Source organism: Virgibacillus sp. M23, assembly GCF_034190895.1.
In the GTDB taxonomy this organism is placed as follows: Bacteria; Bacillota; Bacilli; order Bacillales; family Amphibacillaceae; genus Virgibacillus; species Virgibacillus salarius.
Map to the genome: position 1 here is coordinate 1 of NZ_JAWDHA010000089.1, position 12,275 is coordinate 12,275.

Genomic DNA, 12,275 nt, shown 5'->3' on the forward strand with positions numbered 1-12,275 from the left:
TTGCAACGTGTTCTTCTTTGCAAAGTTAGTTGAGGCCGTGCCCACGGAAAGCGAAGTAATTAGTCGGAGCATTGCCAATATACATCAAACATTTCAAAATAACTACTTGGCTTAACGCAGTCATTGCGCTGATTTTATACTTTCTTAACTTTTAAGAAAAAACCCAGCTGTGAGAGCTGGGTTTATATGTTTACACTGTTCTTATGAACTTTCGGAAGCATCAGATGTAGCATCCGAGTCTTGCTCATTTTGCTTTTGCTCATCGTTTACATCAGATCCTGAGTCTTCCTCGTTATTCTCATCTTCCTTCGGCTGCTCTTCGGAAGTGTCATCTACCTGTTCATTTTCTTCCTGTTTACCTTCTTCATCTGCAGAATTCTCCGCATCCTCTGTAGACTCCGCTTCTTCAGAAGCTTCCTCTGTAATGCTATGAAGAGCACTAACTGGTTGATTAAAGAATGCTTCTGGATTAACTTTGTTGCCATCTTTTCTTAATTCAAAATAGACATGTGTTCCACTGTCCTTACCAAATACATTTTTACCTGCTGTACCAAGCTTATCACCCTGTTTTACTTCTGCACCTTTTTTCACACTTACTTCTTCAAGGCTAGCATAGTATGTCATTACCTCATTCTCATGTGAAAGTATGACAACATTACCAAGCAATGGGTCCTTTTTTACTTCTTGTATTGTCCCACTCAGTGCTGCAACTACATCAAATGTCTCACCATTTGCTGATGCAATATCTACACCATCACTTTGGTAGTATTTGTTGTTATACAGAATTAAAGCTTTCTCAAGTTCCTCTTGTTCTGCATCAGGATCATAAAATTTAGTTACGATTTCTGCTTCTTCTTGGTTTGTTACTGGCATTTGAATAACCTCTTGCTGATCCAAAACTGGTTCTGCTTCTTGATCATGAGATGGAATGTATTCACCATTCTCTTCCTGTGCGTCTGGAACTTGATTATCCATATTTTGATACCATACTACAACAGATAACAATACAGCGGCAATTGTTAAATAAACAGCTGGAAAAAACCACTTCTTGCGAAAAATTCGGCTCCACTTATTTTTTGAAGCACCTTTGTTTTCCTCTTTCATAAGATCATCACCTCAACAACCATTCTGATCAGAAAAAGGAATTTCTATACATTTTCAAAAAAATATTTTGAGAATTAATGCATTTTTTATAAAATAATGGGGAAATTAAATGAATTTATGAATTCATGACAACTGGAAAAATGATACATGCATAAAAACCCCCGCTTATTTTGCAACGAGGGTTGGAGCTATATTATCTACAGTACTTATTTGTACATTCTGATAATAATATTGCACAATATCTTTATATGATTTTCCGTCTTTAGCCATTCCATTTGCGCCATATTGACTCATGCCTATTCCATGGCCAAAGCCTTTCGTAGTAAAGATAAAATGATTGTTTTTTTGCTCTACCGTAAAATCACTTGATCGTAAATCTAGCTTCTCACGTATATCCCTTCCTGAGAATTTTTGTCCAGCAATTTCTATCTCCTCTACTCGTTTACTATCGGTTCGTGTTAATTGAATGGGTAACGGAGTTTTATTAGAAAAATCTAGCTCTAGTGCTTTTTCTAATTGATCAGAGGAGAATGTCTTTTGATCTAAATATTTTGGAGATTCTTTATCCCAAGGACTAGCAACACTCCTTAAATAGGGAAGTTCATTTTCCCAGTAATCCTCGGAATTCTCTGTATAACCATTACTCGTTGAAAAAAATGCGGGAGTAATTGGTGCATCTTTATACGTTAATATTTCTCCCTCTGTTTCGAGCACCGCTTTCTTTACTTTATTTATCTTCCAATTAAAGTCACTTCCCCATTGCTTTTGAAGCTGATACTCATCTTTGTATACTTGATGCTGCACCGTATCTGTAACATCTGATTTCTTTGACTCTTCCTCATTACCATGAAGCTTATAGTTTACTATATATGTTCTTGCAGCAAGAGCCTGTGCCTTCAGTGCCTCTTTCTCAAAATCTGCAGGCATCTCTGAGGCCACTACTCCAACAACATATTCTTCTAGTGGAATACCTTCTACTTTATCGGAAGCCGACCTCATTACCGATACTGAAAAGGGAGAGGAGCCTAATTCAACTTGTGCTGTAGTTTCATTCTCTGTAGGGGTAGCTCCTTCTTGCCGATCCCCCTTGGCAAATGGAACAACAATTAATGTTGGAACAACCAAAATGATTATTATTAAAGTAGACAATAGGAACATCACAGGAATTTTCCACTTTGATGGCTGCTTTGGTGGTTTTGTTAAAAAATACGGCTTTTTAGATTTAATCGGTAAGAGCTTGTTTTTAACAGGCTGCTTACTAGGAAGCTTTTTGTTTTTATACGAGGCTCGTTGCTTCTCTTTAATTTTCTTTAACAATGAAGAATTACGCTTCTTCCAATCTTTCAGCCCGCTCTTTTGTTGGTATTGGCTTTTTTTCATTACCTTCTCCCTTCCAAGTCATTTAATCTAGCATTCCTACTATTAAATCTATACACCGAATGAAAACAATAGAACCTAAAAATAAAAAACCTGAGACGCTTTCAAGTTTTCCAATAATTCTAATTATTGATAAATACCTTCTCCTTACCTATACATTAATATAACTAGGTAATTCCATTAGTTATGTTTCTCAGAATGACGATTTAAAGACATAGCTTACTTTTTCATAGTTCATTATGTTTTCATAAAATCGATGGGCAGCATCCCTTTGAATACCTGATGATAAAGCAATTGTTTTGTATTTATTTTCTTTAGCCCATTGATGAACATACGTGAGTAATTTCTCCCCATATCCCATTGATCGTTTATCATCATCAACAACCAAATCACAAATCCAGACGAATTTTCCGTAATATAACGTGATCATTGGCTTGAATCCGATAACTCCAACTATCTTTCCTAGCTCAAGTAAGGCCATCAATTTATAGTGATCATATTTCATGGCGTCTATAACTAAGCTTTTATATGTCTGCTCATCTAGATGTGTTCTTAATTGTTTCATTATGGGATATGCTTCCATAATTTCAGTAGTTGTATTTAGTTCCTTCACACTTATTGAATTCATTCTTCAACTCCTAATTCTATGACCTAAATAAAGTAGGGTCTTGCTGCCGTTTATATGTGGGATAAAACGATTCCATTAGTTTCTGATTAAGCTCTTAACAGGTTCTTTATTTTCCACTGTTTCATCATATAAGTGACATGCTACATAGTGATCTTGTGTTACTTCTTGCCAAGCTGGCTTGGTCTTGGAACAAATCTCCATTGCCATTGGGCAACGCGTTCGAAAAACACAACCAGATGGAGGATTAATCGGGCTCGGCAACTCACCTTTTAAAATGATCCGCTCTCTTGCTTCTTCAATATCCGGATCCGGAATGGGAATTGCTGAAAGCAGTGCTTTCGTGTAGGGGTGAAGTGGATCATCATACAATGTTGTACTTTCTGTGAGCTCTACTAAATGACCTAAATACATCACTCCAATTCGGTCAGAAATTTGCTTTACCATAGATAAATCATGAGCAATAAATAAGAAGGTTAATCCTTTTTGAATCTGCAACGCTTTTAATAAATTTACCACTTGCGCTTGTACAGATACATCCAATGCAGAAATCGGTTCATCGGCAATAATAAAATCTGGTTCCAGTGCTAATGCACGTGCAATTCCAATGCGCTGGCGCTGGCCACCACTAAATTCATGAGGATAACGATTTGCATGATCTCGATTAAGTCCCACCTCTTCCAAAAGTTGATAAACCCTGTTTAGTTGCTCCTTTTTATCTCTATATATGTTGTGTATTTCCATTGGTTCGGAAATTACTTCTTTAACAGTAGACCTGGGATTTAGTGAAGCGTAAGGATCCTGAAATATCATCTGCATACGACGGTAAAATTGAAATCTATCTTTCTCATTCAAGTCATGTACATTCCTACCATCATATAAAACATCTCCATCTGTCTTATCATATAGTCCAAGAATTGTACGACCAATCGTAGATTTCCCACAGCCTGACTCACCAACAAGACCGAATGTCTCTCCTCTTTTCACGTTAAATGAAACATCATTTACCGCTTGGAGAACTTGACCTTTTCCAACTGTAAAATGCTTCTTTAGGTGAAGTACTTCTAATATCTTGTCATCCATTATGATTCTCCTCAGTGTTGAGCCAATACCGCCTAGCAGTACATAACTCCTTCTCATATTTTGTGTCTTTAATCGCTATTATCTCAGTACCTTTGCCAGTTTGTGGAGAATGCAGCATTTTCCCATCTCCGTAATATATTCCAACATGGTGAATCGTACCGCTTCCTTCTTGATATGCAAAAAATAGTAAATCTCCTGGTTGTAGTTCGTCCACTCTAACTTCTATTCCATCATTAGCCTGATCTCCAGCATCTCTAGCAATTAAATAGCCATTGGCTTTGTGTGCAGCATATGCTAGACCAGAGCAATCATAGCCAAATGAACTCATACCGCCCCAGAAATAATTTAATCCTGTATAAGCTTCTACTGCTTTAACAATCGATTTTCCTGTCCCTTGTTCCAATCCATCAGATGTAGAAAAAATATGAACATCACTTAAATCTAGATAACCCTTTCCATGAGGCGTTTGCACTTGTACACGATCTTCATACACATCATGTACCGGTAAAGTGGTTAAATAGCTTAATTTAAAATCATGATTTTTGCCCTCATATGTTAGCCATGACTTATCCTTTATTACCATAGCTCTCTTTTTTTGATCCCATAGCGATCTGTCAACTTGTTTTAGTTGATGAATAGGAACCCAACCAGGATAACCCCTTTTATCTTTATAAGATGGTTGAGAAGGAATTACAACATGTGCCCATTCTCCTTTTATTTCTGTAACATAAACTTGTTCACCATACAATACTTGTGTCTGCACACGATTGTCCTCACATAAGGCAAGTTTATCCTCATAACTAAGCGTCTCTATCCATCTATCAATATCCGTCGGTGTACTTATTCCAAATGTATCAATCTCTCTACTAGAATCTGGCGAAGTCCAGACAGTTGCTACTTGAACAGATGCAACCCATTGGAACGCATCAATTTGATCAAACGTTTGTTTAGGCAAGCAAAGCGCCCCCTTTCTCTTATTTTGATAATTCCATTTGTACATATAGATAATTCATTGCTACCAAACCTGTAAAGTCCCCATGTAATCTATTGTATTGAATGATAGGTTAGCCTTCCTATTGATTTCTTTTCTCTTATAAAAGCGTTAAAATTATTTTTTGTTACATTGGTTGGCTCTAAATGAGCTACGCTACAGCTGTATATCAGGTTTAGTTTCTAGCCTATTTCAAAACCAACATTCCATTTTCCTTTTCACTATTGTACACCAGGTTTGGCAATAAGCTTTTTATCATATGAGGAAAGACACGCTTCTACCCCTAATGGAATAGCGATATGAGGCATACAATGACCAATTTTAAATCCCGAAATAACTGGAATATCTAATTTTCTAAAATAATCGTCAAACACCTTATCTAGAGGCAGTGATGGTGTTACTTTTGGCTTGGCATCAGCAAAATCACCTAAAATAATGCCTGCTGCTGTTTCTAACTTTCCAGCAAGCTTCAATTGATTAAGCATGCTATCTATCCTATAGGGCTCTTCCCCTATATCCTCTAATAATAACAATCGATTCGTAGTATCAATCTCAAACGGTGTTCCCAGCGAGCTTACTAATAGTGAAAGATTCCCTCCTACCAATTCACCATTTGCATTCCCTTCAGCAATAACATGCAATGGGGATATTTCCTCTGTATACGTATAAGTAGTTGGCTGAAAAAGCTGTTCAAACATACGTGCAGACAGATAATCAAAATCGTCATTCCCGATATCGGAGGCAAGCATCGGACCATGAAATGTGATTAGTCCTGTACGCTGTCGTATTGCAGTATGTAAATAAGTTATATCACTATACCCCCAGAATATTTTTGGTTGCTTTTTGATACAAGCAAAATCAATGTATGGTGTTATACGTGCACAACCATACCCCCCTCTTGCGAAAACAATAGCTTTAATAGCAGGGTTCGTAATCATATCCTGTAAATCTTCAAGCCGTTCACTATCTGTTCCTGCTAAATAACCGTTGCGCTTATCTATATGTTTCCCCAACTGCACACAAAGTCCCATATTTAAAAAAAAGGATATAGCTTTTTGTAAACGAGTTCGATCAGGAGGCCCAGCCGGTGCAATCACACCAATCGTATCTCCTTTCTTCAACCTTGGAGGGTGAATCATGAGCAAACCTTCTTTCTGTTCATCATGTTCTCTGGGTAAAAAAGGAAAGGGCTCAAATACAATCTAATCTGTAATTGAGCCTTCCTCATGGCTTACTGCTTATCTGTATGTTTTAACTCAAGATAACCGACCGGATGGCGCAAAAGGTTGGAGACACCTTCTTGAACAACTTCTACTTGATTATAGTAGCGAATCGGAAATGCTGGCATTTCTTCTGCCAAAAGCTTCTCAGCTTTATACATATATTCCCAACGCTTTTCTTCGTCAGTTTCAGACTTAGCATTTTCAATTAATTCATCGTACTTTTCGCTAGACCAGCCAGTTCGATTCATATACGATCCTGTAATAAAGCTTTCTAAAAAATTTACTGGATCTGCATAATCAAATAAGAAGGAGCTACGAGATAGTTGGTGCTTTAATGCCTTTTGATCTTCTTGGAATACATTCCATTCTGTGTTTTCTAAATTCACTTCAACACCAAGGTTTTCACTAAACATACCTTGAAGTGACTCTGCTACTGCCTTATTTACGTCACTTGTGTTATAAGACAAGGTAACCTTTGGAAGCTCATCATATCCTTCTTCTTCCATACCTTCTTCAAGTAATTTCTTTGCCTCTTCTGGATCAAACGTTACCAATTCACCATTTACGTCACGGAAATCGTCTCCCGACGGATTTTGAAAGCCTGGCGATACAAATCCATATGCCGGTTTTACTTTATTTTTGACTACAAACTCAGCAATATTCTGACGGTTAACCGCCATCGCAAACGCTTTACGGATCTTTGCATTTTGGAAAGGCTCTTCGGTTACATTGAATCGATAAAAATCCAATCCACCTTGTTCTTCTATTTGGACATTATCTCCGTCAATAAGTTGATCAGACATCTCTGCTGGAATATCAGCTGAATCTAACTCACCACGCTCAAACATCTGGTATTCCGTATTCGTATCATTAACCATTGCCCAATGTACACCATCCAGCTTCACTGCCTCTGCATCCCAATATTCTTCGTTTTTCTTAAATACCATTTCGCTATCATGTTTCCATGACTCTAATTTAAATGGGCCATTTGCAACGAAAGATTCTGCTTCTGCATGCCATTCTGGATTTTCCTCCGCCACTTTGTGATTCACCGGAAAGAAAGCCGGGTTAGTAACAACATGCAGGAAATAACCCGTTGGATTTTCCAATTCTACTTCAAATGTCTTTTCATCAACAGCCGTTAATCCAAGATCATCAGCAGAACCTTCTCCGTTATTAAACGCCTCTCCACCTTTTATAAAGTATCCTAAAAAGGCTGCGGAAGAACCAGTTTCAGGATCTAGAAGCCTTTTCCAAGCATAAACAAAATCCTGTGCTACAACTGGATCACCATTAGACCAATTTGCATTCTCGCGTAAATAAAAGGTATATGTCTTTCCATCTTCCGATATATCCCATTTTTCAGCGATAGCTGCTTGAGGTGTATGATCCTCTCCTAATCGTGTTAATCCCTCTAATAAGTTATTTAAAGCATTCCAAGATACTGCATCAAACCCGATTGCTGGATCAAATGATGTTGGCTCTTCCCCATTATTCAGTTGCAATATTTTCTCTCCTGTTGCCTCTTCCGTACCCTCTCCTTCTCCATCACTCTCTGGTTCTTTTCCAGCATCCTCATTCGCTGTACAAGCTGATAGTACAAAAGTGATAATAATCGTAGCTACTAATAATAGCCATTTCTTTGTCATGCTAAAGTCCCCCTTCTCGTGATATTATTTTTCGGCTGATGTAGCCAATAGCTGTTTTGCCCGATCATCCTGCATCCAGCAGTCCACTTTATGAGAATCGCTTCGTTCAGTCGTCACGGGATAAACTTTATCGCACACCTCCATCGCTAAAGGACATCTTGCTGTAAATGGACATCCTTGTGGGGGTGAGAATAAATCAGGTGGTGTACCATCAATTGGAGTCAATTTCTCTCCCTGTAAATCTAATCGTGGGACCGAATGCAATAAGCCCTTTGTATATGGATGCTGTGTCTGATAAAAAATCTCACGTTTTGTACCAACCTCAATGATTTTTCCAGCATACATAACGGCTATACGATCAGCAATTTTAGCAACAACCCCTAAATCATGTGTAATAAGTATGATCGAAACTCCAGTTACTTCCTGAATTTCATTAAACAGTTCAAGAATTTGAGCCTGAATTGTTACATCTAAAGCAGTCGTTGGCTCATCTGCAATCAGTAATTCTGGTTTACAGATTAAAGCCATCGCAATAACAATTCGTTGTCGCATCCCACCACTAAATTGATGGGGATATTGCTTCAACCGCTCTGCTGGATTCGGAATACCCACTAAGTTCATCATTTCTATCGCTTTAGATTTAGCCTGATCTCCTGTTATTTGTTGATGCTGTTGTAATCCTTCCATTAATTGTGTGCCTATAGTGAGTGTAGGATTAAGCGCAGTCATTGGGTCTTGGAATATCATAGAGATATCTACCCCACGGATTGATCTCATCTCTTTTTCAGAAAGCGTTGTTAGTTCCTTATTTTTAAAAATAATGGACCCGTTTGAAATCTTTCCTGGTGGTTCAGGTATGAGTCGCATAATGGCATTAGAGGTTACACTTTTCCCACACCCAGATTCACCAACAATAGCCAGGGTTTCACCTTTATTTAAATAAAAATTAACTCCCCTTACTGCCTTAACAGTCCCACCGTAAGTTGAAAATGTTACATGAAGGTCTTTTACTTCTAGTATTTTGTCCATCTGTTCACCTACTTCCTAAGCTTCGGATCAAGTGCATCCTGAAGACCATCACCTAATACATTAAACGCAAACATCGTAAACGAAATGAAAAATGCAGGAAAAAACAATGTCCACCAGTTTCCAGATAGAATCGCACCTAATGAATCGTTAGCCATTACTCCCCAGCTGGCAAAGGGTGCTTGGATACCTAGCCCTAAAAAGCTTAAGAAAGCTTCTGCGAAAATTGCGCTAGGAACAGTCAGAGTCATTTGTACAATAATTGGGCCCATCGTATTGGGTAATAAATTTTTCCGAATAATTCGAGGTGTCTTCGCCCCAAATGATTTGGATGCGAGGACAAATTCAAAGTTCTTAATCTGTAATACTTGGCCCCGGACAATCCTTGCCATTCCAACCCATCCAGTAACGGTTAAGGCAATTATTATTGTGCTTAAGCTTGGGCCAAGTACAACCAATAGTAAAATAACAACTAATAAGTAAGGTAGACCGTACAATACCTCAATAATTCGCATCATAATGTTATCCGTTCGACCACCTTTATAACCAGCTATTCCACCATATAAAATGCCGATGGAGAAATCGATTAAGGCAGCCATTAATCCGACAAACAAGGAGATTCTTGCACCATACCACGTTCTGGTAAATACATCTCTACCTGCATTATCTGTCCCAAACCAGTGGTCTGCTGAAGGCGGTTGGTATTGATTTGGTAAATCTTGTTTATTCACATCATAAGGTGAAATCAAAGGGCCGAATATTGAAAAAATTACGAGTACAATTAAGAAAATTAAACCTGCCATAGCTAGTCTATTTTTAACTAGACGCTTCCATGCATCCTGCCAATAGGATAACGATGGTCGGGCAACAGCTTCTGCAGCTTGATTATCTTTTTCCTTCCAATTAAACCAATCATCTGGTATGTCTGTAGGAGAATAGAAATGTTTCGAGGGTTTGTCTTTTAATTTCATACTATTCTCCTCCCTTTTTATGTAACTTAATTCGCGGATCAAGAATACCGTACGCAAGGTCAACAAGGAAAAGCATGATAATTAAGAATGCACTATAAAATACGGTAGTCCCCATTATTACTGGATAATCTCGTTGATTAATGCTTTCAACAAAATATTTCCCCATGCCTGGAACTGCAAATATTTTTTCAATCACAAAGGTACCCGTTAATATTCCAGCAAGCAAAGTCCCCATAATGGTAACAACTGGCATTAACGCATTTTTTAATGCATGCTTGATAACGATTTTCCAAGGAGAAAGTCCTTTAGCCCGCGCCATTTTTATGTAGTCCTGTGTCAATACCTCTAGCATTGTAGATCTTGTCAAACGTGCTATGATAGCCATTGGACCAGTCGCTAACGCCGTTACTGGTAAGATCATATGTGCTGGACTTAGCCATCTTGCTACTGGGAATAGTTCATAGTTTACTGCTAGTTGTTGTATTAACAATGTTGCTAATACAAAATTCGGAATCGAAATACCCAGAACTGCAAATCCCATTGCCATGTAGTCGATTACTTTATTATGTTTGAGTGCTGCAAATATCCCTAGAGTGACTCCAGAAATAACAGCAACAATAATGGTAATAATCCCCAATTCAAATGAGATTGGAAAACCACGACCTAACATATCATTTACTGTCTGCGAAGGTTGCTTAATGGATGGACCAAAATCAAACGTTACAATTGATTTTAAGTATAGAAAATACTGTATAACATAAGGTTCATCTAAATTATAATGAGCCTCTAAGTTTGCCTGTACCGCTTCGTTTGTTCCTCTTTCACTATTAAAAGGGGAGCCAGGAATTGAAACCATTAGAATAAACGTTAATGTAACAATAATCCAAAGTGTTATCACCATGATAAGTAGCCTTTTTAGTATGTATCGTAGCATGCTTTTTCCTCCCTATGAAAATTTTGTGTTCATAGCGAGCTCCGTCATAACAAGCATCGCTTGATACGCTTCTAATATGTCTTTTGCCTGAAAAGATACAACGGTAGATTCAGGCAGTATTTGCGTTCCAGGCATTAAATTTGCCCATTCCGCCTGACCATAATTGTTAAATTCTATCTTTAATATTGGTTGTTTTGGAGGTATTAATGGCTTTACTTGATTTCGATTAGTAATGGCGTGTTTTACTTTCATTGTTAGAAGTTCACCAGCTTTTTTGGGTGTTAAACTTTTAACGGCAGACCTAGATATGGTTTCCTTTACTGTTGCAGTTGTAACATTGGGAATCAGCTCCTGTGCTTCCCTAACTGCCTGGTCATCCCCCGCTACAAAAATTATTGGGACTTGATAATAACCTGCTAAATAGGCATTTAATCCCATTTCCCCAATCGGATGATCATTAATATAAAAATTACGTACAGCATGGATCATTGCATGTGACATAACGCCAAACTGACCTGCTCGAGCATGATATCCGACAAACATTGCTCCATCATATGTATTATCTAATCCTTGCATCATGGAAAAAGGCTTTACATCACCTGTAATTAATTGAGCGTCTGGATGTAATTGGTCTATAAGTATATTATTCATTTTAGAATGACTATCATTTATTAAAATTTCTCTGCAACCTGTTTGAAATGCCGCTTCAATCACATAATTGGTTTCATCTGTCATGATTTTCCTAGCTCTATCATAGTTATGCTCATTAGAATCCACATAGGTATAATCAGGTAAACCTGTTATTCCTTCCATATCAACCGACACATATAATTTCATGATGAGTACTCCTTTTAGGTCTTTTTCAGTATTAGTAATTTTCTTTCAATTCTAACATACAGTTAATAAAATGAAAAGTCGAAATATAACGAACACAAAGAAGGTAAACGCTCTTAGGATCCTCTATTAGTAGTACTTCAACTATTGATTTATGTTACGTTTCTTCGCTCATACATTCTTTTAAATAGTAGGCAAAAGATTAGCGTAAGGAAGTGCCAAGAATAGGAAAAGGCTTGGACAAAACACAACTTCTTTACTCAAAATACGAATAATCATGTTATATTTATAAAGTGGGAGCAGTACAAGTTATATACGGGGGAAATTAGACAATAAGAAAAACGGAGCAAAATTCGCTCAGTCCTTATCACTAAATGCTCAGATTTACGCTTCCTCTAGTAGCTATTATGGAATAATAGCTACTGCTTGACCACCACTCCGGCTGCCCACTTCCCTTT

The 12,275-nt window shown here is 37.7% G+C and carries 11 protein-coding genes; all 11 read right to left on the bottom strand.

The window, feature by feature from the left end; translation table 11 throughout:
• Window positions 1-201: 201 nt before the first annotated feature.
• Window positions 202-1,104: a M23 family metallopeptidase gene (locus tag RVS70_RS20410; RefSeq protein WP_321134655.1), complete on the bottom strand. Its 903-nt coding sequence runs from the start codon at window positions 1,102-1,104 to the stop codon at window positions 202-204.
• Between the two features lie 165 nt (window positions 1,105-1,269).
• Entirely contained in the window at window positions 1,270-2,484 is a 1,215-nt protein-coding gene (spoIID, locus tag RVS70_RS20415; RefSeq protein ID WP_051388413.1) for a stage II sporulation protein D, read from the bottom strand.
• 190 nt (window positions 2,485-2,674) lie between these two features.
• A complete protein-coding gene (locus RVS70_RS20420) occupies window positions 2,675-3,109 on the bottom strand; it encodes a GNAT family N-acetyltransferase (protein ID WP_121603952.1) in 435 nt (144 codons plus the stop codon).
• 75 nt (window positions 3,110-3,184) lie between these two features.
• Entirely contained in the window at window positions 3,185-4,189 is a 1,005-nt protein-coding gene (locus RVS70_RS20425; RefSeq protein ID WP_321134658.1) for an oligopeptide/dipeptide ABC transporter ATP-binding protein, read from the bottom strand.
• Window positions 4,182-5,144: a C40 family peptidase gene (locus tag RVS70_RS20430; RefSeq protein ID WP_205389105.1), complete on the bottom strand. Its 963-nt coding sequence runs from the start codon at window positions 5,142-5,144 to the stop codon at window positions 4,182-4,184. The genes RVS70_RS20425 and RVS70_RS20430 overlap by 8 nt, the downstream gene beginning before the upstream one ends.
• 257 nt (window positions 5,145-5,401) lie before the next feature.
• A complete protein-coding gene (locus tag RVS70_RS20435) occupies window positions 5,402-6,319 on the bottom strand; it encodes a S66 peptidase family protein (RefSeq protein WP_026682416.1) in 918 nt (305 codons plus the stop codon).
• Between the two features lie 92 nt (window positions 6,320-6,411).
• On the bottom strand, window positions 6,412-8,052 hold the full coding sequence (locus tag RVS70_RS20440; RefSeq protein WP_166530110.1) for a peptide ABC transporter substrate-binding protein: 1,641 nt from the start codon (window positions 8,050-8,052) through the stop codon (window positions 6,412-6,414).
• Between the two features lie 24 nt (window positions 8,053-8,076).
• A complete protein-coding gene (locus RVS70_RS20445; RefSeq protein WP_026682414.1) occupies window positions 8,077-9,081 on the bottom strand; it encodes an ABC transporter ATP-binding protein in 1,005 nt (334 codons plus the stop codon).
• Window positions 9,082-9,089: 8 nt separating this feature from the next.
• Window positions 9,090-10,049, bottom strand: coding sequence for an ABC transporter permease (locus RVS70_RS20450; protein WP_026682413.1), 960 nt, complete (start codon window positions 10,047-10,049; stop codon window positions 9,090-9,092).
• A 1-nt stretch (window position 10,050) separates the two neighbouring features.
• Window positions 10,051-10,983 carry an ABC transporter permease gene (locus tag RVS70_RS20455; RefSeq protein WP_026682412.1) on the bottom strand — a complete coding sequence of 311 codons (933 nt, stop codon included), beginning with the start codon at window positions 10,981-10,983 and terminating at the stop codon, window positions 10,051-10,053.
• A gap of 12 nt (window positions 10,984-10,995) precedes the next feature.
• Window positions 10,996-11,820 (bottom strand): M55 family metallopeptidase, encoded by an 825-nt coding sequence (locus tag RVS70_RS20460; protein WP_026682411.1) that lies wholly within the window; start codon window positions 11,818-11,820, stop codon window positions 10,996-10,998.
• Window positions 11,821-12,275 lie beyond the last annotated feature (455 nt).

Coding starts and splice junctions, on each gene's coding strand:
- RVS70_RS20410 (WP_321134655.1), bottom strand. CDS start 1,104: ATGAAAGAGGAAAACAAAGGTGCTTCAAAAAATAAGTGGAGCCGAATT.
- spoIID (WP_051388413.1), bottom strand. CDS start 2,484: ATGAAAAAAAGCCAATACCAACAAAAGAGCGGGCTGAAAGATTGGAAG.
- RVS70_RS20420 (WP_121603952.1), bottom strand. CDS start 3,109: ATGAATTCAATAAGTGTGAAGGAACTAAATACAACTACTGAAATTATG.
- RVS70_RS20425 (WP_321134658.1), bottom strand. CDS start 4,189: ATGGATGACAAGATATTAGAAGTACTTCACCTAAAGAAGCATTTTACA.
- RVS70_RS20435 (WP_026682416.1), bottom strand. CDS start 6,319: ATGATTCACCCTCCAAGGTTGAAGAAAGGAGATACGATTGGTGTGATT.
- RVS70_RS20440 (WP_166530110.1), bottom strand. CDS start 8,052: ATGACAAAGAAATGGCTATTATTAGTAGCTACGATTATTATCACTTTT.
- RVS70_RS20445 (WP_026682414.1), bottom strand. CDS start 9,081: ATGGACAAAATACTAGAAGTAAAAGACCTTCATGTAACATTTTCAACT.
- RVS70_RS20450 (WP_026682413.1), bottom strand. CDS start 10,049: ATGAAATTAAAAGACAAACCCTCGAAACATTTCTATTCTCCTACAGAC.
- RVS70_RS20455 (WP_026682412.1), bottom strand. CDS start 10,983: ATGCTACGATACATACTAAAAAGGCTACTTATCATGGTGATAACACTT.
- RVS70_RS20460 (WP_026682411.1), bottom strand. CDS start 11,820: ATGAAATTATATGTGTCGGTTGATATGGAAGGAATAACAGGTTTACCT.